This is a genomic window from Luteimonas endophytica, from assembly GCF_029887875.1.
GTDB lineage: Bacteria > Pseudomonadota > Gammaproteobacteria > Xanthomonadales > Xanthomonadaceae > Luteimonas > Luteimonas endophytica.
In genome coordinates this window covers 277,114-297,537 of the sequence record NZ_JARXRM010000045.1, presented here as the reverse complement: position 1 = coordinate 297,537, position 20,424 = coordinate 277,114, and the positions used below count along the sequence as shown (strand labels likewise).

The 20,424-nt window shown below is 72.6% G+C and carries 19 protein-coding genes; 6 read left to right on the top strand and 13 right to left on the bottom strand.

All coding sequences use genetic code 11. The features are described from left to right. Positions 1-10: 10 nt before the first annotated feature. Positions 11-1,297 (bottom strand): lipid IV(A) 3-deoxy-D-manno-octulosonic acid transferase, encoded by a 1,287-nt coding sequence (waaA, locus tag QFW77_RS17250; protein ID WP_280576048.1) that lies wholly within the window; start codon positions 1,295-1,297, stop codon positions 11-13. Positions 1,298-1,360: 63 nt separating this feature from the next. Between waaA and lpxL the strand changes: the two genes are divergently transcribed. Further along, positions 1,361-2,272 carry an LpxL/LpxP family Kdo(2)-lipid IV(A) lauroyl/palmitoleoyl acyltransferase gene (gene lpxL / locus QFW77_RS17245; RefSeq protein WP_280576047.1) on the top strand — a complete coding sequence of 304 codons (912 nt, stop codon included), beginning with the start codon at positions 1,361-1,363 and terminating at the stop codon, positions 2,270-2,272. A gap of 27 nt (positions 2,273-2,299) precedes the next feature. Here the strand turns inward: lpxL and QFW77_RS17240 are convergent, their stop codons facing one another. The 9 genes from QFW77_RS17240 to QFW77_RS17200 all read right to left on the bottom strand — a co-directional run bounded on the left by QFW77_RS17240 (position 2,300) and on the right by QFW77_RS17200 (position 11,047). Further along, positions 2,300-3,670, bottom strand: a complete 1,371-nt coding sequence (locus QFW77_RS17240) for an O-antigen ligase family protein (protein ID WP_280576046.1) — start codon at positions 3,668-3,670, stop codon at positions 2,300-2,302. Continuing rightward, complete coding sequence (locus QFW77_RS17235) at positions 3,648-4,775, bottom strand: glycosyltransferase (protein ID WP_280576045.1); 1,128 nt, start codon at positions 4,773-4,775, stop codon at positions 3,648-3,650. Before QFW77_RS17235 ends, QFW77_RS17240 begins: the two co-directional genes overlap by 23 nt. A gap of 49 nt (positions 4,776-4,824) precedes the next feature. Continuing rightward, the gene (locus QFW77_RS17230; protein WP_280576044.1) at positions 4,825-5,025 is read right to left on the bottom strand and encodes a zinc-finger domain-containing protein; all 201 of its coding nucleotides are present in this window, start codon (positions 5,023-5,025) and stop codon (positions 4,825-4,827) included. Between the two features lie 73 nt (positions 5,026-5,098). Then, positions 5,099-5,527, bottom strand: a complete 429-nt coding sequence (locus tag QFW77_RS17225; RefSeq protein WP_280576043.1) for a hypothetical protein — start codon at positions 5,525-5,527, stop codon at positions 5,099-5,101. A gap of 81 nt (positions 5,528-5,608) precedes the next feature. Continuing rightward, the gene (locus QFW77_RS17220; protein WP_280576042.1) at positions 5,609-6,211 is read right to left on the bottom strand and encodes a response regulator; all 603 of its coding nucleotides are present in this window, start codon (positions 6,209-6,211) and stop codon (positions 5,609-5,611) included. A gap of 94 nt (positions 6,212-6,305) precedes the next feature. Next, positions 6,306-7,409: a sensor histidine kinase gene (locus QFW77_RS17215; RefSeq protein ID WP_280576041.1), complete on the bottom strand. Its 1,104-nt coding sequence runs from the start codon at positions 7,407-7,409 to the stop codon at positions 6,306-6,308. Between the two features lie 83 nt (positions 7,410-7,492). Further along, a complete protein-coding gene (locus QFW77_RS17210; protein ID WP_280576040.1) occupies positions 7,493-9,325 on the bottom strand; it encodes a CIA30 family protein in 1,833 nt (610 codons plus the stop codon). A gap of 37 nt (positions 9,326-9,362) precedes the next feature. Further along, positions 9,363-10,139 (bottom strand): ABC transporter permease, encoded by a 777-nt coding sequence (locus QFW77_RS17205; RefSeq protein ID WP_280576039.1) that lies wholly within the window; start codon positions 10,137-10,139, stop codon positions 9,363-9,365. Next, the gene (locus QFW77_RS17200) at positions 10,139-11,047 is read right to left on the bottom strand and encodes an ABC transporter ATP-binding protein (protein ID WP_280576037.1); all 909 of its coding nucleotides are present in this window, start codon (positions 11,045-11,047) and stop codon (positions 10,139-10,141) included. The genes QFW77_RS17205 and QFW77_RS17200 overlap by 1 nt, the downstream gene beginning before the upstream one ends. Positions 11,048-11,275: 228 nt before the next feature. Between QFW77_RS17200 and QFW77_RS17195 the strand changes: the two genes are divergently transcribed. The 5 genes from QFW77_RS17195 (at position 11,276) to QFW77_RS17175 (ending at position 16,165) form a co-directional block, all read left to right on the top strand. Continuing rightward, positions 11,276-12,505 (top strand): efflux RND transporter periplasmic adaptor subunit, encoded by a 1,230-nt coding sequence (locus tag QFW77_RS17195; RefSeq protein WP_280576036.1) that lies wholly within the window; start codon positions 11,276-11,278, stop codon positions 12,503-12,505. Positions 12,506-12,620: 115 nt separating this feature from the next. Beyond that, positions 12,621-13,313 carry an ABC transporter ATP-binding protein gene (locus tag QFW77_RS17190; RefSeq protein WP_280576035.1) on the top strand — a complete coding sequence of 231 codons (693 nt, stop codon included), beginning with the start codon at positions 12,621-12,623 and terminating at the stop codon, positions 13,311-13,313. A gap of 15 nt (positions 13,314-13,328) precedes the next feature. After that, positions 13,329-14,495 carry an ABC transporter permease gene (locus QFW77_RS17185; protein WP_280576034.1) on the top strand — a complete coding sequence of 389 codons (1,167 nt, stop codon included), beginning with the start codon at positions 13,329-13,331 and terminating at the stop codon, positions 14,493-14,495. 12 nt (positions 14,496-14,507) lie between these two features. Further along, positions 14,508-15,833, top strand: coding sequence for an ABC transporter permease (locus QFW77_RS17180; RefSeq protein WP_280576033.1), 1,326 nt, complete (start codon positions 14,508-14,510; stop codon positions 15,831-15,833). Then, on the top strand, positions 15,830-16,165 hold the full coding sequence (locus tag QFW77_RS17175; RefSeq protein ID WP_280576032.1) for a hypothetical protein: 336 nt from the start codon (positions 15,830-15,832) through the stop codon (positions 16,163-16,165). The genes QFW77_RS17180 and QFW77_RS17175 overlap by 4 nt, the downstream gene beginning before the upstream one ends. A gap of 33 nt (positions 16,166-16,198) precedes the next feature. Here the strand turns inward: QFW77_RS17175 and rarD are convergent, their stop codons facing one another. From rarD to QFW77_RS17160, 3 genes are all read right to left on the bottom strand, one after another. Then, complete coding sequence (gene rarD, locus QFW77_RS17170; RefSeq protein ID WP_280576030.1) at positions 16,199-17,110, bottom strand: EamA family transporter RarD; 912 nt, start codon at positions 17,108-17,110, stop codon at positions 16,199-16,201. Then, entirely contained in the window at positions 17,107-18,039 is a 933-nt protein-coding gene (gene yedA / locus QFW77_RS17165) for a drug/metabolite exporter YedA (RefSeq protein WP_280576029.1), read from the bottom strand. The genes rarD and yedA overlap by 4 nt, the downstream gene beginning before the upstream one ends. 141 nt (positions 18,040-18,180) lie before the next feature. Then, a complete protein-coding gene (locus QFW77_RS17160) occupies positions 18,181-20,370 on the bottom strand; it encodes a carboxy terminal-processing peptidase (RefSeq protein WP_280576028.1) in 2,190 nt (729 codons plus the stop codon). Positions 20,371-20,424: the final 54 nt, after the last annotated feature.

Below are 20,424 nucleotides of genomic sequence, written 5' to 3'. Positions count from 1 at the left end.
CGCCGCCCGCTCAGGGCAGGTCGGCGTACACCACCGTCATGGTGCGGTCCACCGCGCCGCGGCCTTCCTCGACCAGGGCGGCGGCGGCGGCGGCCATCCCGGCGCGGCGCTGCGGATCGCCCAGCAGCGCCGCCAGGGCCGCGCCCACCGCGTCCGCGTCCGCGCCGATGCACAGGCCGCCGGCGCGCTCCAGGCGGCGCGCGATCTCGCTGAAGTTGTGCAGGTGCGGCCCGGTCACCATCGCCGTGCCCACCGCCGCCGGCTCGAGCAGGTTGTGCCCGCCGATCTCCTGCAGGCTGCCGCCGACGAACGCGACGTCGGCACAGCCGTAGAAGCTCATCAGCTCGCCCAGGGTGTCGATCACGAACACCGCATCGCCGGTGTCCGGGGCGCGGGTTAGCCGGCGCGTGGCGGTGCGCCAGCCGGCGTCCACGGCCTGCTGCGCCACCGCGCGGAAGCGCTCGGGGTGGCGCGGCGCCCACAGCAGCAGCAGATCCGGCCAGCGCCGGCGCAGGCGCCGGTGGATCCCCAGCACCGCCGCTTCCTCCTGTTCGTGGGTGCTCGCCGCGATCCACACCGGGCGCGGGCCGATCCCTTCGCGGAACGTGCGCGCGAACGCCGGCAGCTGCGGATCCACGGCGATGTCGTACTTGAGATTGCCGGTGACCACGACCTGCCCGCTCGAAGCGCCGAGCCGCTGGAAGCGCCTGCCGTCGTCCGCGGACTGCGCCGCGATCACGCGCACGGTGCGCAGCGCACGGCCGACCAGCGGCCGCAGCAACCGGTAGCCGCGCAGCGAACGCGCCGAAAGGCGCGCATTGACGATGTAGACCGGCACGCCGCGGTCTCGGCAGCAGAACAACAGGTTCGGCCACAGCTCGGTCTCGACGATCAGCCCGAGGCGCGGCCGGTAGTGGTCGAGGAACCGGCGCACCGCACCGGAGAGATCGTAGGGAAGATAGACGTGCTCGACCCGCTCGCCCCACAGTTTGGTCACCCGCGCCGAACCGGTCGGGGTGATCGTGGTCACCAGCAGGCGCAGGTCGGGCCGCTGCTGCAGCAGGGTGTCGATCAGCGGCGCCGCGGCGTTGACCTCGCCCACCGACACCGCGTGCAGCCAGACCGTCGACGGCTGCGGCGCGTCGGCGTAGGAGGCGTAGCGCTCGCTCCAGCGCTGGAAGTACTCGGCCTGGCGGAAGCCGCGCCAGATCAGATGGTAGACCGTCACCGGCACCAGCACGTACAGCACGGCCGAGTACAGGCCGCGCAGCAGGCGTTCGACGAGGGGCTCTGGCATCGGCGAAGGATACCGGGTGCGCCGTGAGCGGCGGCGGTGCCAGGCTGCCCCTACAATTCGCGCATGATCGGCAAGGACACCATGGGCCGCGCGCCGCTCGCTCCGCGCCACTGGCCCGCCTGGATCGGGATCGGCCTGATGGCGGGGCTGGCGCGCCTGCCATGGCCGTGGCAGCGCGGGCTGGGCCGGGGGCTCGGCGCCGCGCTGCGCGTGCTGCTCGCCTCGCGCCGGCGGGTGGCCGAACGCAATCTGGCGCTGTGCTTCCCGGAACTCGACGGCGCCGCGCGCGAGGCGCTGCTGCGCGCGCACTTCGGCGCGCTGGGCATCGGCGTGTTCGAGTTCGCCCGCGCCTGGTGGGGATCGGTGGCGCCGCTGCGCCGGGGACTGGTGGTGGAGGGGCTGCAGCACCTCGCGGCCGCGCGCGCCGGCGGCCGCGGGGTGATCGTGGTCTCCGGCCACTTCACCACCCTGGAGGTCTGCGGCCGGCTGATGTGCGGGCACGCGCCGCTGGCCGGCATGTACCGGCCGCACTCGCAGCCGGCGATGGAATGGGCGGTGCGCCGCGGCCGCGCCCGCTACGCCGCGGCCATGTTCCCCAAGCAGGACGTGCGCGGCACGGTGCGCCACCTCAAGCGCGGCGGACTGCTCTGGTACGCGCCCGACCAGGACCCGAGCCGTGGCGAGGCCGTCTACGTGCCGTTCTTCGGCCAGCCGGCCTACAGCCTCACTTCCACCCACCAGCTGGCGCGGCTGTCGGGCGCGGCGGTGGTGCTGTTCCAGCACGAGCGCCGCGCCGACGGCGGCTACACCCTGCGGCTGCTGCCCGCGCTGGCGGATTTCCCCTCGTCCGATGCCGCGGCCGACACCGCGCGGGTGATGGCCGGGATCGAGTCGATGGCGCGCGCGGCGCCGGCGCAGTACCTGTGGATCCACCGGCGCTTCAAGCGGCGCCCGGACGGGGACTCGGTGTACTGACGGCCGGAAATAGGCAATCGACTTGCCCTACCCCGCAGCGTGATCGCCGGGGTCTTCCGCTGCCGATTCTCCGTTCCCGTTGTCCGATTCCCCAGCATCGCGCGCCAGCAGACTGCCGGCATAGAGCGCGGCGAGCATCAGGGTGAGCCCACCCCAGAAGGTGGAGTAGAACGCCAGGTGGGTGTTGAACGGGAACACCGTGACCGCCAAGGCCAGCATCGCCGGGCGCGCGCGTTCGCGGGCGGCAGTGTCCGCATAGCGCCAGGCGCGCCAGGCCAGGGCGGCGCCGGCCAGCCACAGCAGCAGCCCGAGCACCCCGGTCTCGCTCAGGACCTCCAGCACGATCTGGTGCGCGTGCAGCGCCGGGCCCTCGCCCCACGCCGCGGTCTTGCCGGCGTACGGATCGCAGCCCGGGAAGGCCTCGCGGAAGCCGCGCGCGCCGACCCCGTTGACCGGGCGCTCGCCGACCATGCACAGCGCCGCGCTCCAGATCCGCATGCGGCCCGAGAGGGCCATGTCCACCCCGGATTCGTCGGCGGCGACCATGTGCGCGGTGCGCTCGATCCGCTCGCGCACCTGGGGCGATGCGAGGGTCAGCAGCCCCACGGTGACCACGCCGAACAGGAACACGCCGGCCAGCCGCTTCCAGCCGAGCAGGCGCCAGCCGGAGAACAGCAGCACCAGCGTGAAGGTCAGCCACGAGGCCCGCGCGCCGGCCAGCAGGATCACCAGCCCCAGCGCCACCGCGGCCAGGATCCAGCCGCCGCTGCCGAAGCGGCGTCCGGCGAAGTACAGCGCGAACGGCGACAGGCTCGCCAGCACCAGGCCGATCTTGAGATTGCATGGCCCGAGCACGCCGCTGAGGCGATCGACGACGGCCACGTCCTCGGCCGAGCACATCGGCCGGCCGCTGATCAGCTGCTTGGCCGCATCGATGCCGAAGAACAGCGGGCTGCTGCCGAAGAACGCCTCGGCCAGGCCGTCCAGCGTCCAGACCGCGACGATCACCGCCAGGCCGCCGAAGGTGATGCGCCGGCCGCGCGCGGTCGCCACCGCCGAGGCCACCAGCCACAGGAACGGCAGGTAGCGCAGGTCGACCACCGACTCGCGCAGCGCCCGCCCACCGTCGACCGCGCCGATCGAGGACAACACCTCCGGCAGCCAGTAGGCGCAGAACAGCACGCTGGTCAGCGCCCAGGCCTGCACGCTGAGCAGCGCGGTGCCGTTGGAAAAACGCGCCAGCAACAACCGTACGATCGCCACCAGCGCGCCGAGCACCATCACCGCCTCGGCATATCCGGGCGCCGGCCACAACGCGACGAAGGCGAGCACCCAGTGCGGCGCCCAGCGCCAGCCGGGAGCGGATGCGGAGCGGTCAGCGGCGGTCGAATTCTGCATAGACGGCGAGGGTGGCGGCCTGCATGGCGGCGAGGGTGTAGGGCATCGTAGCGGGAAGGGCCGGGGCCTGCCCGAGCAGCCTGCGCGCGGCCGCGGCCAGCCGGTCCCGGTCGAACGGCGCCACCGCACCGGAAGGCTGCAGCTCCCGCAGCAGTTCGCCCACCCCGCCCTGGTCCCAGCCGAGCACCGGCCGTCCGACCGCCAGCGCCTCGATCACCGTGCGCCCGAACGCCTCGGGCTTGCGCGAGAGCTGCAGCACCAGGTCGCTGGCGGCATAGGCCTCGGCGATGGCGGCGGTCGGCGGGGTCATCGCCACCGCCCCCGCGATGCCGAGCGCCGCGGCGCCGCGCTCGAGCTCGGCCAGGTAGCGCTCCCGGCCCGGCTCGCGCGCGCCCGGCATCCACAGCCGCGCGTCGCGCCCGTCGCCGCGCAGCCGCGCCAGCAGCGCCAGGGCGTCGGCATGGCCCTTCAGCCGGGTGCCGCGCCCGGGCAGCAGCAACAGCGGGCCTTCCCCCGCCAGCTGCGGATGGGAGGCGGCGAGGCCTGCGCGCGCGCGCGGGTCGGGCAGCGCCCGCCGCGGGAAAGCGGCGGGATCGATGCCGCGCGGAATCACCCGCAGCCGCTCCCCGGGGGTGCCTGGATAGTGCCGCAGCAGATGCGCCCGCACCGTCGCCGAGACGCAGATCACCCGTTCGCCCCGCGCCATGATCGCGCTGTAGCGCGAGGGCGAATTGAGTCCGTGCGCGGTGGTGACGAAGCGCGGCCGCGCGCCGGCCGGCATGCCGCGCAGCGCGCGCCAGCCGAGCCAGGCCGGCAGCCGCGAGCGTGCGTGGACGATGTCGGCTTCGAGCTCGGCGAACAGCCGCCGCAACCGGCGGACGTGGCGCAGCGCGAGCGGCGACTTGCGGCCGATGTCGAGGGCCACGTGCTCGGCGCCGGTCGCCTGCAGCGCCGGCAGCAGGCGCCCGCCAGCGGAGACCACCACGGCCCGGTGCCCGGCCCGGACCAGGGCCGCGGCGATTTCCAGGGTGGAGCGTTCCACCCCGCCGGATTCCAGCGCGGGCAGCAGCTGGACCACGGTCATTCGGCGAGCGGCGAGCGGCATCGGCGGGCCGGTACGGCGGCCGGCGGCGGCGGGCGCCGCCGCGCCCCGGTCAGTCGACCAGCACGAAATGGGCGCCGCAATACGGGCAATCGGACTGGCCGCCCTCGGCCTCGATCGGCAGGTACACGCGCGGGTGCGAATTCCACAGCGCCATCGCCGGCAGCGGGCAGCTCAGCGGCAGTTCGGCGCGGCGGACCTCGTAGCGCTGGCGCGCGTTGGCTTGCTCTGAGCTGGGGGCGGCTGCGGACATGATCGGGAAACCGGGCGGGACAGGCCGCCAGTTTACCGCCCCCCGGCCCTGGCCGTGATGTCGAGGCGCGCGGTCAGCGTAGCCAGCCGCGCGCGGCGGCCCGGCGCGCGTACCAGAGCAGGAAGCCGGCGAGGGCCAGGACCAGCAGCGCCATCGGCAGCCCTGCCGCACCGGAGACCTCCCAGGCAGGGGTGAGCGCATAGACGCCCGCCATCTGCACCAGCACCGCCAGCAGCGAGACGGCGAACATGGCCACCGCCCAGCGCCGTCGCAGCAGCAGGGCGATCGAGCCCAGCACCCCGCCGAACACCGCGATCCCATACGGGATATCCAGCCAGGCCGGCATCGCCGCGTAGACCTGCTGCTGTTCCGGCGGCAGGGCCGCAATCCCTTCCGGGCCGAGGTTGGTCTGCAGGAAGAACATGGCCACGCCGATCAGGTTCCAGACCAGCGCGGCCGCGGCGACCATCCACAACGTGGCCGGCGGTTTCGTCGTGTCCATACTCCCTCCCCGGGTGCGGCAGGCGACGCAGCCGAGCCTACTCCGGGTCCACGGCGCCATCCAGTGCCGCGGCGGCGCTGCCTACAGCCACCCCTTCTGCCGCGCCAGCCGGTAGGCCTCGATGCGGTTGGCCACCCCGAGTTTTCCGATCGCCTCGGACAGGTAGTTGCGGACGGTGCCCTGCGACAGCCGCAGCTGGCCGGCGATCTCGCCCGCCGACCGCCCCTCGCCGGCCAGGCGAAGCACCTGGCGCTCACGATCGCTGAGCGGGTCCGCTTCCGACCACGCTTCGAGCGCCAGTTGCGGATCCAGCGCACGACCACCGCGGTGGACCTTGCGCAGCGCCTCGGCCAGCTCCTCGGCCGGGGCGTCCTTGAGCAGGTAGCCCAGGACCCCGGCATCGAGCGCGCGGCGCAGGAAGCCCGGCCGGGCGAACGTGGTCACGATCACCACCTTCACCGGCAGCTCGTGGCGGTGGATGCGCTGCGCGAGTTCCAGCCCGCTCAGTCCCGGCATCTCGATGTCGGTCACCAGCACGTCCGGCTGCAGCCGCTGCAGCTCGCGCCAGGCGTTCTCGCCGTCGGCGCAGGCGCCGACCACCTCGATGTCCTGCTCCAGTCCCAGCAGTGCTGACAGCGCACCCCGCACCAGCGCCTGGTCCTCGGCGAGCAGCACGCGAATCATGGACGTTGCGGGCACGGGCGGCGCATCGGCGCAACATAGCAGAGCGCAGCCGGCACGCGTCGCCGCCCACCCGCGCGGCACGGCCGGCCCTCGTTCAAGCGGTCCCGGGAGCGCGCGCGCCGAGCGGCACGCGCGCCTCGATCCGGGTGCCGCCGCCCGGCGCCGCCTCTATCCGCAGGCGTCCGTGCTCCGCCTCGAGCCGCTCGCGCATCCCCGCCAGGCCGTTGCCCGGGACGATGGCGCCGCCGCGGCCGTCGTCGACGATGTGCAGCACCGCCTCGCCGTCCTCCAGCGCCAGGCGCACCTCGGCGTGGCTGGCGCGCGCGTGACGCTGGATGTTGGTGACCGCTTCGCGCACGGTCAGCGCCAGCGCCGTCTCGACTCCGTGCGGCAGCGTCGCACCGCCGGCGTCGCCGTCGAGGCGGTAGCCGAACGCCACCCCGTCGGTCTCCAGCAGCAGCCGCGCCGACGCCAGCTCCGCGGCGATGCCGGCGGCGCGGATGCCGCTGACCGCGCGCCGCACCTGCGCCAGCGCGTCGCGGGCGCCGCGCGCGACCTGTTCGATCTCGGCGCGCGCCGCATCCGGGTCGCGGGCCACCAGACGGGCGGCGAGATCCGATTTCAGCGCCACCATCGACAGGGTATGGCCCAGCAGGTCGTGCAGGTCGCGGCCGATGCGCTCGCGCTCGGCGGTGGCGGCCAGCCGCCGCACCTCGTCGTGGGACAGCTTGAGCGCGCGGTCCTTGCGCTGCCCGATGCGTTCGACATGGATGATGACGCCGACGATCCCCGTGACCAGCGGCATCCACAGCAGCATCCGCCACGGGTAGCCGAGCCACAGCGCCCAGCCGATCAGGATGGCATTGAGCGCCAGCACCATCCCGAGATACGCCAGCAGCGCGCGCATCCGCTGCGGCTGCAGCAGCACGCAGCCGAACACGAAATAGCTCAGGCTGGCCGGATACCAGGGCAGCAACGCCAGGCTCATGACGACCATCGCCAGCGCGTAGCGGTGCGCGCTGCGCGCCGGCGCCAGCAGGACCCGCGCATAAAGCAGCAGGAACATCGGGTACGACGTCAGGGTCAGCAGCAGCCAGCGCAGGTCGTAGCCGTACGGGGCGAATGCCGGGGTGATGAAGATCCAGGCCGACCAGAGCACGTGGACCGCGTCGATCCACGGCGACTTGCCCAGGCGCATGGCTTCTCCGACCGCCGAATCGGGGGCCGGACGCAGCCATCGCGGGAGCCGGACGTGGTTCATTCCGGCATCATGCCACCGCTTCAACGCAGCTCGACGTCGTCGAGCAGGAACCCGAATTCACCGGCGGGATCCCCGGCGGTGAACGCGATCCCGCGCAGCAGCGAGAGATCGGCGCCGGCGAAATCCTCCAGTCGCAGGCGGACCTCGCTCCACTCCTCGCCGGCACGAAACCCCAGCATCGCCGGCATCCCCTGCATCGAGGGACCCGAGAACAGCATCGCGCGGTAGTGGCGCCCATCGCCGCGGACGCGGAATACCAGCTCGCTCCTTCCAGACAGGTCGACCGCCTGCATCGGCTCGCCGCCAGGCCAGAACATCACCCCGGCCCAGGGAAACGCGAATCCCGGGCGAACCTCGCCGGTGACCGCCAGCGCGCCGCGCGAATCGCCGGCCCCGCCCGCGACGATCCTGTGTTCGGCTACCGAGGCCCCTCCGGCGATCCGGTCCGTGGTCGGCTCCCAGCCGCCGAACGCCGCCGCGATCTCGCCGCCGTCGAAGTCGCTGACCAGCGATGCCGACGGCACGGCAACCCCCTGCGCGCTCGCGGCGCGGGGATCGCGCTGGATCGCGTAACCGTTCTTCCACACCTCCACGATTGCGCGGGTCGCCGTGATTTCCGCCTGCGGATTCCCCTCGACCAGCACCAGGTCGGCACGCATGCCCGGCGCGATCCGGCCGCGGTCGCCCAGTCCGAAGTGGTGCGCCGGCCGCGAGGTGGCCGCCGCCAGCGCTTGGCGCGGCGACAGGCCGGCGCGCACCAGAAGCTCCAGTTCGCCATGCATGCTGATGCCGTGCGCAGTGCCCGGGTTGGGTGCGTCGGTGCCGGCAAGGATCGGCACGCCGGCGGCGTGCAGCCTGCGCACGCTTTCCATGGCACGCTCGATCCGCGCGCCATCGCCGGACGCCCGGGGAATCCCGGCGTCGAGGCTGGCGCGCTGTTCCGCCGTCAGCCCCAGGCTCAATGCCCGATCGGCGGCCAGCCCGGCGCCGATGCCCTCGCCGGCGAACGACGCCAGCACCGACAGTGTCGGCGCCACGAAGGCGCCGCGTGCCCGGGCGCTGGCGACGAAGTCGGGATCGGCGACGGCGTCGATGAACACGTGCACCAGGCCGTCGGCGCCGGCGTCGATGGCGCGGCGGGCGTCCTCCTGCGCGGAAACGTGCACCACCGCCTTCCTGTTCGCCGCGTGCGCGGCGGCGATCACCGCCTCCACCTGATCAGGCGCGAGCGTGTCCAGGCGGCGCTCGCCGCCGTGCGCGCCGAGATCCTCGACGATCAGCTTGATGTAGTCGGCGCCTTCGGCGATGCGTGCGGCGACGAACGCCTCGGCATCGGTCTGCGGACCGAACGTGGGCACCGGAAATCCGTACTGGGTACCGTGCCCTTCCGGAGCGGTGACCGCGTAGCCGGCCGCCCACAGGTCGGCCTGGCCGACGTCGCCCAGCGATTCGCGCTGGGCGCGCAGGCCCGGCAGGCGATCGGCCATGCCGTGCATGTCCAGCATGGTCGTGACGCCGTAGCGCGCGGCGTCGCGCCGCGCTTCGCCCCAGGCGTGCACGTGCGCGTCGATCAGCCCGGGCAGCAGGGTCCGGCCGCCGCCGTCGATCTCGGCCAGGCCATCGGGCACGATCGCGTCGGTCGCCACCTGGCGGATCACCCCGTCGCGTACCACCACGGTGACGACCCCCAGATCGCGCGTGCCGTCGAACACGCGCACGTCCCGGACCGCGAAGCTGTTGCCGCCTGGCTCCAGCGGCGCAGCACTGCCGCCGGCGTGCCCCTGCACGACGGCGAGGACGATGACCGCCACCAGGGCGGCGACGGCGCTGAATTCGATCAGTCGGTTGGTCATGTCGTTTCCCTCATGGCGCCAAGCGCCTCGCGATGGGTCAGCCCGCGACGGCCAGGCGCCGGCGCGCGAGCAGGAAGAACGCGAGCGCGACCAGCGCCAGCACCGCCAGGTGCAGCCACAGGCTGCCGCCGGCATCGCCGCCGACGACCTTCAGCGCCACCTGGCCGAGGTGGTAGGCGGGCCAGGCCGGCGCCATCGTCGCCAGCGCAGCGGGCAGCACCGCCAGCGGCAGCAGCAGGCCGGACAGAAACGCCATCGGCAGGAACAGCAGGTTGATCAGCGCCGGCGCCGCGTTGCCACCGACCAGCGCTCCGAGGTACATCCCCAGGGCGCAGAACGGCAGCACGCCGGCCACGTTCACCGCCAGCAGCAGCAGCCAGTCGCCGGCCGGCAACCCCACCCCCGCGACCAGGGCCGCCAGCGCCATCAGCAGCAGCGAGACCATCGCCGCGAACAGCATCGCCATCGCCATCCTCGCTATCAGCCAGGCGCCGGGCGGCACCGGCAGCGCGCGCTTGAGCTGGAGAAAGCCCTGCTGCCGGTCGATCGCGGTGGTGACCCCGAAGCCGAACAGCCCGGCGCCGATCACGCCGAACGCGCCGTAGTTGGCGAGCAGCTGTGCGCCGGCGGGGCCGCGGCCGCCACCCAGCAGCACCGCGAACAGCAGATAGAACAGCGCCGGGAACAGCAGCGTCGGCAGCACGTACATCGGCTCGCGCAGCAGGCGCAGGAACTCGCAGCGCGCCTCCAGGGCGTAGCTGCGCCAGCGCGGCGCAGCCACGGCCCGGCGCATGGAGCGGGCATGGGCGTTCATCAGGCGGCCTCCGGCAAGGGTTCGCGACCGAGTGCCAGGAAGGCCTCGGCGAGACCGGCGCGGCGCACCTCGAGCCCATCCAGCCGCGGGTCCTCGTCGAGCAGCCGCCGAACCACCGCCTCGGCCGCCGCGGTCACGATCTCGAGGGTGTCGCCCTTGCGCTCCGCGCTGCGCACTTCGGGCCAGCGTGCGACAACGCCCGCATCGAGCGCGGTGACGCAGCGGATCCGCTGCTGCACCACCCGCGCGCGAATCTGCGCCACGCTGCCCTCCGCGGCGACGCGGCCGGCATCGAGCATCACCACGCGGTCGGCCAGGGCCTCGGCTTCCTCGAGATAATGGGTGGTCAGCAGGACCGCGCTGCCCTCCCCTACCAGCTCGCGCACCGCGCGCCAGACCCGTTCGCGCGCCTGGATGTCCAGCCCGGTGGTCGGCTCGTCGAGGAACAGCAGCCGCGGCCGCCCGCAGATCGCCAGCGCGAACTGCACGCGCCGCTGCTGGCCGCCGGAGAGCGTGCCGTACCTGCGCCCGAGCAGTCCGTCCAGGCCGGCCAGGGCGACGCAATCGGCGATGCTGCGCGGTGCCGGATAGTAGCTCCGGGTCAGCTGCAGCAGTTCGCCGACGCGCAGCGTGGCCGGAATGCCCGCCGCCTGCAGCATCACCCCGGCGCCGCGGCGTGCCGCCAGCGCTGCAGGCGGCATCCCGAACAGGCGCGCCGCGCCGGCGTCGGGCTGCAGCAGCCCCAGCAGCAGGCCGACCGCCGTGCTCTTGCCCGCGCCGTTGGCGCCGAGCAGTGCCACCACCTCCCCGGCGCGCAGCGAGAGGTCGGCGCCGTCGAGCGCGCAGGTTCCGCCATAGCGTTTCACGGCCGCGCTCAGCTGCGCCAGCATCGGATCATGGTCCGTCATCGTTGCTTGCCCTCGTGCCCGAATGCGGCCATCCTCGGCTCCGGGGGCTGGCGCCGGCAGTGGCCGGGATCAGCAAAAGCCGGTGACATCCGTCAGGTGACCGCGGCCGGTATTCGGGTCAGCCTGTGCCGGTGCCGCCAGCCGCTTCCGTCGAATCGATGACTTCCGGCCGCTGACCGCGGCATCGCCCGCAGTCACACTCGCACCGCCTCCTCCGTCACGAATGCCATGAACAGCCAAGCCGATCTGCTCAAGGAACTGCGCATCGACCGCAAGCCCGGCCCGCCGCCTTCGCGGCGTGGCCTGTGGATCGCGATCGCCGCGGTCGTGGCGCTGCTGGTGGTGGCCCTGGCCGCGTGGGCGCTGTTCGCCCGCGACCGCGGCGTCGAGGTGCGCACCGCGCCGGTGGTCGCCAGCGGCGGCGGCGCGGGCACCTCGGTGCTCGATGCCAGCGGCTACGTGGTGGCCCGGCGCATGGCCACGGTTTCCGCCAAGATCACCGGACGGGTGCGCGAGGTGCTGATCGAGGAAGGCATGGAGGTCGAGGAGGGGCAGGTGATGGCCACCCTGGACCCGGTCGATGCCGACGCCCAGCGCAGCCTGACCGCGGCCCAGCTCGCCGCGGCGCGCACCCAGGTCGGCAACGTGCAGGCGCAGCTGACCGAGGCCGAAGCCAACGCCCGCCGGCTGGCGGCGCTGGTGGAGCAGCAGCTGGTGTCGCGCTCGCAGTACGAGCAGGCGGTGGCGCAGCGCGATTCGCTGCGCGCGCAGCTGGCGTCGGCGCAACGCAACGTCGAGGTCGCCGGCGACCAGCTGAAGATCGCCGACATCGGGGTCGACAACACCGTGGTGCGCGCGCCGTTCGACGGCGTGGTGGTGGCGAAGGCGGCGCAGCCGGGCGAGATCGTCTCGCCGCTGTCGGCCGGCGGCGGCTTCACCCGCACCGGCATCGGCACCGTGGTGGACATGGATTCGCTGGAGATCGAGGTCGACGTGGGCGAGGCATACATCGGCCGGGTGAAGCCGGGGATGGCGGTCGAAGCGACGCTCAACGCCTACCCGGACTGGAAGATCCCCGCCGAGGTGATCGCCATCGTCCCCACCGCCGACCGCGGCAAGGCGACGGTGAAGGTGCGCGTCGCGCTGAAGGAGAAGGACCCGCGCATCGTGCCGGACATGGGTGCCTCGGTGAGCTTCCTGGAGCAGGCGCGCCCCGAGGGCGAGGCGCAGCGCCGCACCCTGCGGGTTCCGGCCGCGGCGGTGGTGGAGCGCGACGGCGACACGGTCGCGTTCGCGCTGGCCGGCGAGGACCGGGTGGAGCGGCGCGTGCTGCAGGTCGCGGGCGGCGCCGGCGCGCAGCGCGAGGTGCTCTCGGGGCTGGCGCCCGGCGACGAGGTGGTGCTCGACCCGCCCGCCGACCTGGCCGACGGCGACAGGATCCGCATCGCACCGCAGTAGGGCCGGCGGCGCGGCGTTGCGCCACGGCCGTGACATTCCAACCGCCTGCGCGAACCATGCACAGGCAACTGCAGGCCGGGCGACGGCCGCTCCCGCAGACCACGAGGCAATGCCAATGACATCCCTGGTTTCGATCCGCAACCTGACCAAGACCTACCAGCGCGGCCCCGAGAAGATCGAGGTCCTGCACGGCATCGACCTGGAGATCGGGGCCGGCGACTTCGTCGCGTTGATGGGCCCGTCCGGCTCCGGCAAGACCACCCTGCTGAACCTGATCGGGGGACTGGACACGCCCACTGCCGGCGAGATCGAGGTCGCCGGCGAACGCATCGACCGGATGGGCGCCGGGCAGCTGTCCGCCTGGCGTAGCGGCAACGTCGGCTACGTGTTCCAGTTCTACAATCTGATGCCGGCGCTGACCGCGCAGAAGAACGTCGAACTGCCGCTGCTGCTCACCAAGCTGGGCGGTGCGCAGCGCAAGCGCAACGCCGAGATCGCCCTGACCCTGGTCGGCCTGGCCGATCGCACCCGGCACAAGCCGATGGAACTTTCGGGCGGCCAGCAGCAGCGCGTGGCGATCGCCCGCGCGATCGTCTCCGATCCCACCCTGCTGATCTGCGACGAGCCAACCGGCGACCTCGACCGCCAGTCGGCCGAAGAGATCCTCGGCCTGCTGCAGACCCTCAACCGCGAGCACGGCAAGACCATCGTCATGGTCACCCACGACCCAAAGGCCGCCGAACACGCCTCCCGCACCCTGCACCTGGACAAGGGCACCCTGGTCCAGGCCCCGGCCCAGGCCGCCTGACCCGGAGATGCCGGCATGAAATACCTGCACCTGGTCTGGGCGGCGCTGTTCCGGCGCAAGACCCGCACCTTCCTCACCCTGGCCTCGATCGTGGCGGCGTTCCTGCTGTTCGGCATGCTCGACGGCATCCGCACCAGCTTCGCCCAGCTCGGCCAGAACGCCGACGGCGCCCAGCGCTTGCAGACCAGCTCGCGGCTCTCGTTCATCGAGACCCTGCCGCTGTCGCTGGGCCCGCGCATCGCCCAGGTCGAGAACATCGAAGCGGTGACCTACGCCAACTGGTTCGGCGGCGCCTACCAGGATCCCCGCAACCAGATCTTCAGCTTCGCGGTCGCCGAGAACTATCTCGACCTCTACCCCGAGATCGAGGTGAGCGCAGAGGAGCGCCAGGCGTTCGCGAACACCCGCACCGGCATCCTGGTCGGCCAGGACCTGGCCCGGCGCTTCGACTGGAAGGTGGGCGACCGCATCCCGCTGCAGTCGACCATCTTTCCCAACAGCGACGGCAGCCTGAACTGGGAGTTCGACATCGTCGGCATCCTGCGTTCGCGCGACGAGAAGAGCGCCGGGTTCAACGACAGCCTGCTGCTGCTGCGCTGGGACTATTTCGAGGAATCGACCCCCTACGTGGACGGCGACGTCGGCTGGTACGTCAGCCGCGTCGGCGACGTTCGCCAGGCCGACCGCGCCGCCAGGGCGATCGACGCGCTGTCGGCCAACTCGCCCGACGAGACCAAGACCATGACCGAGCAGGCGGCGTTCGCCTCGCAGCTCAAGCAGATGGCGGACATCGGCCTGATCGTGGGCTCGATCATGGGCGCGGTGTTCTTCACCCTGCTGCTGCTGACCGGCAACACCATGGCGCAGGCGGTGCGCGAACGGACCTCGGAACTGGCGGTGCTCAAGACCATCGGTTTTTCCAGCACCAGCGTGCTGGCGATGGTGCTGGCCGAGTCGGTGCTGCTGGTGCTGATCGGCGGCGTGCTCGGCCTGGGTCTGGCCGCCGTGCTGAGCCCGATCGTCACCTCCGCCAGCGGCGGGGTGATCAGCCTGCCGCCGATCGGCCTGCAGAGCTGGCTGCTGGGGCTCGGCCTGATGGTGGCGATCGGGCTGCTGGTGGGCGCGCTGCCGGCCCTGCGCGGGATGCGCCTGAACATCGTCGACGCACTGGCCGGCCGCTGAGAGGACACGCACATGGGCAAGTTCAAATCCTTCCTGTTCGGCTGCGCGATGGCCCTGGTGGTGCTGGCGGGGCTGGCGGTCTGGTCGTTCCTGCCGTGGCCGGGCCTGCTAGCGCTCGGCGCGGCGCTGGCGCTGTGGATGCTGCTGACCCGCAGCGGCCGCCAGGCCGGCTCGGTCACCAACGTCGGCATCAGCACCCTGCCGCAGCGCCTGGCCGCCTCCTCCGTGATCGTGATCGGCATCGCCGGGGTGGTGGCGGTGCTGGTGGCGCTGCTGGCGATGGCCGAGGGCTATCGCGAAACGCTGAGCAGCACCGGCAACGAGGAGACCGCGATGGTGTTGCGCGGCGGCTCCGCCGCCGAGGTGATGTCGGTGCTCGAGCGCGAGGCGGTGCTGGCGGTGATGCAGGCGCCGGAGATCGCGCGCGACGCCGAAGGCCGGCCGCTGGCATCGGCCGAGATCGTGGTCGCCGCGAACCTGCCGATCCGTGGCGGCGCATCCGGTGAGGACGGCAGCGTGCAGCTGCGCGGCGTCGGCCCCGAAGCCTGGAAGGTGCGGCCGGCGATGCGCATCGTCGAGGGCCGCGACTTCGAACCGGGCCGCCGCGAGCTGGTGGTCGGTACCGGCGCGCGCCGGCAGTTCCTGGGCCTCGACCCCGGCAGCGAGGTGCGCCTGGGCAGCGACGTGTGGACCGTGGCCGGGGTGTTCGAGTCCGGCGATGCGATGGACTCGGAAATGTGGGCCGATGCCGAGATCGTGGCGGCGACCTACCGCCGCGGCAGCAGCCGCAATTCGATCACCGCGCAGTTGACCGATCCGGGCGCCTTCAGCGCGTTCAAGGCGACCCTGGCGGCCGATCCGCGCCTGCAGGTGGAGGCCACCACCACCGCCGAGTACTTCGCCAAGCAGTCCGAGGGCATGACCAAGGTGCTGCGCATCATCGGCATCGTGGTCGGCTCGATCATGGGGATCGGCGCGGTGTTCGGCGCGCTCAACACCATGTTCGCCAGCGTCGCCTCGCGTGCGCGCGAGATCGCCACGCTGCGCGCGATCGGTTTCCGCGGCATGCCGGTGGTGGTGGCGGTGATGCTGGAAACCATGCTGCTGGCAGCGGTGGGCGGCGTGATCGGCGGCCTGATCGCCTGGCTGGTGTTCAACGGCTATACCGCCTCGACGCTCGCCGGCGGGGTGGGCCAGCTGACCTTCGAGTTCCGGGTCACCCCGGGGCTGCTGTGGAACGGCCTGAAGTGGGCGCTGGCGATCGGTTTCGTCGGCGGCCTGTTCCCGGCGGTGCGCGCGGCGCGGCTGCCGGTGACCACCGCGCTCCGGGCGGCGTGACCGCCGGCGCGCCCGCCGGCCCCGGCGCCGCCGAGCGCCTGCGGAGCCTGTCGGCGCGCGAGCTCGAGGCTCTCTACGCCGACCTGCACCGGCGCGTGTTCGAGTGCTACGAGGACGGCGAGCTGGCGGCTGACTCGGGCCGGATGGACCGCGCCACCGCGACCGCCCGCGCGCAGGCGCGGGCCGGCCCGCTGATCGAGCAGGCCCGCGCGGTGCACGCGGAGCGGGTGGCGCGCCTGCGCCGCCGCGCCAGGCGCTGGTGGATCGCCACCGTCGCCGTCGCCACCGGCGGAAGCGGTGCGTTGCTGTGGCTGCTGGCGCGCTCCGGCTAGCGCCCGGCGGGGACGGCCGGGGCGTGCCGGCGGTCAGGCGACCGGGGCCAGCGCGCGGCGCCGCGACCGCCGCCAGCCATCGAACGCGAACACCGCGAGCGCAGCCCAGATGAAGGCGAAGCCGATCGCGCGCTCGCGGTCGAACGTCTCCAGGAAAAAGAACACCCCGAGCAGGAACTGCAGGGTCGGGGCGATGTACTGCATCACCCCGACCACCGACAGCGGGACCCGCCGCACCGCGTAGGCGAATCCGATCAGCGGCAGCGCGGTCAGCGCGCCGCCGAACACCAGCAGCGCGACCAGCACCGCACCCCAGCCGTCGAGGAACCCGCCCTGCCCGTGGGTTTCGCCCCACAGCAGCAGCGCCAGGCCCGGCAGCAGCAGGTACAGGCTTTCCACCCCGAGCCCGGGGATCGACTCCACCGCCGCCAGCTTGCGCACCAGCCCATACATCGCGAACGACAGCGCGAGCCCCAGCGCGATCCACGGGAAGTTGCCGTAGTTGAAGGTCAGCCACAGCACCCCCGCCGCGGCCATCGCCACCGAGACCCACTGCGGCGCCGACAGGCGCTCGCGCAGGAACAGCACCCCGATCACCACGTTGAGCAGCGGGTTGATGAAATAGCCCAGGCTGGTCTCGATCACGTGGCCCGCGTTGACCGCCCAGATGTACAGCGCCCAGTTGCAGCCGATCAGCATCGCGCTCAGGGCCAGCATCCACGCCAGCCGCGGCTGCGCGAGGGTCGCGCGCAGCCAGCCGCCGCCACGCTTCCAGGCCAGCCAGGCGACCAACAACAGCGTGCTCCAGAGGATCCGGTGGGCGACGATCTGCAACGACGGCACCGCCTTGAGCAGGTGCCAGTACAGCGGCATCAGCCCCCACAGCACGAACGCGCCGGCCGCGGTCCAGAGCCCGGCGCGCGTTTCGCCCGCCGCGTCCCTCATGCGGCGGGGTCCGGCTCGGGGGCCGCCGGCCTCGGCGGCCGCGTCCGCGCCAGGGTGATCGCCACCACCCCGCACAGGATCACCGCCATCGCGCCGATGTCGTGCGCGGTGAAGCGCTCGCCTGCAAGCCACGCGCCGAGCACCACCGCGATCACCGGATTGACGTACGCATAGCTGCCGGCGAGCGTGGGACGCACGTGGTGCAGCAGCCAGACGTACGCGGTGAAGGCGACGATCGAGCCGAATCCGATCAGGTACAGGACCCACAGTGTCCCGTGCAGCGTCGGCATGGCGGCGAAGCGCTCGCCCAGCAGCGGCCCGAGCAGCAGCATCGCGCCGCCGCCGCAGAGCATCTGCGCCGCCGCGGTCATGAACGGCGAAGGCAGGTCGCGGCCGCGGCTCCACACCGAGCCGAACGCCCAGGCCACCGGCGCCACCAGCAGCGCGACCAGGCCCACCGGCGTCGCGGTCAGCGAGCTGCCGGCATTGAGCCACAGCACCCCAACGAAACCGATCGCAAGACCGGTCCATTCCAGCCTGCCGGGGCGCTGCCCGCGCAGGGTCACGAACAGGCCGATCCACAGCGGCGCCGAGGCGACCGCGATCGCGGCCATGCCCGAGGACACGGTCTGCTCGGCGATGCAGACCAGGCCGTTGCCGCCACCGAGCAGCAGCACTCCCATGATCGTGCAGTTGCGCCACTGCGCGGCGCTGGGCGCGGGCAGCCCGCGCAGCCGCAGCGCCGTGTACATCAGCGTCCCGGCGGCGACGAAGCGCAACCCCGCCATCAGCAGCGGCGGGAAACCGCCCTCCAGGGCGAAACGGATCCCGAGGTAGGTGGAACCCCAGATCACGTAGACCAGGGCGAGCGCACCCGCCACCGCCAGCGCGGTAGCAGGGCGAGACACGAGCGACGGCGCGGCACTCATGGAGAAGCGTCCGATGGGGGCGGGGGGCGGGGTGACGCTCTACGGGCGCGTCATCTTACCCTCGCCGTGCGCCGTGTCATGCCCCGCCGCACGCGACACTGCGTGCCGCCGGCGGCCGCCGATGGGCGGCCGCCGCCGTCTTCAGCGCGCCCAGCTGCCGGGCTGGGTCGACTCCGGCAGCACCTGCGCCGACAGCTGCCGGTTGCCCTCGAGCAGGCGCATGGCATCGGCCAGGATCGCCGCCGACTCCTGCAGCAGCGGATCCGGGCGCTCCTCGGCGGCCTTTTCGCGCGCGGTATCCAGGGCCACGTCGCGCTCGTTGGCCTGCAGCCCGTCGTCGCTGCCGTCCTCGGCCAGCGGGTCGAGCGGCAGGCCCAGCTCGCGTCGCTGCGCCTGGCGCTCGCGGCGCTTGGCGTCCTCGCGCTCGCGCTCGGCGCGGCGCTCGGCCTCGTTGAGCGAAACGTACTTCTTGTCGCGCTCGGCCCGGAACTGCTCCACGTCCTCGACCCACCACTTGAACTCCGGGTCCTCGGCGATGCGCGCCTCGTGGAGCACGTCGAGCTGCGGCAGCAGCGGCTTGAAATCGCCGTAGCGGGTGTGCGGCACCGCGGCGATCCGGGTCCACGGCAGCGCGTTGTCGTGGGTGCTCTCGCCGAACTCGCTGGCGTCGACGGTGACCGGGAAACGGATGTCCGGAACCACGCCGCGGTTCTGGGTGCTGCTGCCGCCGGGCAGGAAGAATTGCGCCACCGTCAGCTTGACCGAGCCGAAGCGCTTCTCCTCGCCGCCGGGCCAGCGGTCGAGGTCGACCAGGTTCTGCACCGTGCCCTTGCCGAAGGTGGTCTCGCCGATCACCAGGCCGCGGCCGTAGTCCTGGATGGCGCCGGCGACGATCTCCGAGGCCGAGGCGGAACCGCGGTTGATCAGCACCGCGAGCGGGCCATCCCAGGCGACGCCGGAAGTGCGGTCGCCCTCGACGCTCACGCGGCCGCCGGATTCGCGCACCTGCACCACCGGGCCGGTATCGATGAACAGCCCAGTCAGTTCCACCGCCTCGTTGAGCGATCCGCCGCCGTTGTTGCGCAGGTCCAGGACCACGCCGTCAATGTCCTGCTCGGCGAATTCGCCGAGGATGCGGGCCACGTCGCGGGTGGCCGAAGCGTAGTCGCCGTCGCGATTGCGGCGGCCCTGGAAATCCTGGTAGAACGCCGGCAGCTTGATCACGCCGACGCGCTTGTCGACGCCTTCGCCGCCGCCGTCGGGCACGGTGATGACCTCGGACTTGGCGGCCTGCTCCTCGAGTCGCACGCGCGCCCGGGTCAGCACGATGCGCACCGGCTCGCTGTCGAGGTTGGCCGATCCGGGCACCACGTCGAGCTGCACCTGGGTACCCTTCGGGCCCTTGATCTTCTCGACCACGTCGTCGATGCGCCAGCCGACCACGTCCTCGATCGGCCCGTTCCGGCCCTGGCCGACACCGACGATGCGGTCGCCCGGCTTGAACTTGCCGCTGATCGCGGCCGGCCCGCCGGCGATCAGCTCGCGGATCACCACCACGTCGTCCTGCTTCTGCAACTGCGCGCCGATGCCCTCCAGCGACAGCGACATGCTCTGGTTAAACAGTTCGGTGCTGCGGGGGTTGAAGTAGTCGGTATGCGGATCGATCGCCGCGGTATAGGCGTTGAGGAAGCTCTGGAACGCATCCTCGCCGTCCAGCTGGGCGACGTTGGTGCCGAGGTTGACGTAGCGACGGTCCAGGGTCTCGCGGATCTCGTCCGGCTCGCGTCCGGCCAGCTTCAGGCGCAGCCAGTCGTTGCGTACCTGCTGGCGCCACAGGGCGTCCAGCTCGGCCTGGTCCGCGGCCCAGGGCGCGTCTTCGCGGTCGTATTCCCAGCGGTCCTCGCCCTCGAAGTCGAAGATGTCGCGCTCCAGCAGCCAGCGCACGTGCTCCACCCGTTCGGCCACCCGCTCCTTGTAGACGGCGAACATCGCATGGGCGGGCTCGAGTTCGCCCTCCCTGATGGCGGCGCCGATCCGCGGGCGATAACGCTCGAAACGCGCCACGTCGGCGGCGGTCAGGAACATCTTGGTGGGGTCCAGGGCCTCGAGGTAGCGGTCGAAGATGTCCGCCGACATCGCCGGGTCGAGTTTGCGCGGCCGGTAGGCGTAACGGCTGTCGGACAGCAGCCCGTGCACCAGCTTCGAGGTGCGCGCCTGGTCGGCGTCGGGGGACGTGGGGATGCCGTCCCCGTCGGCCCGCGCCATCAGCCCCAGGGGCACCGACAGGGCCAGGGCGATCAGGGCGGTGGAAATCAGGCGTGGGGCTTTCATGCGTTGCTGGACCCTCGGGACCGGCCCGTTGGGACCGGCCGGCAATGTGTGGAC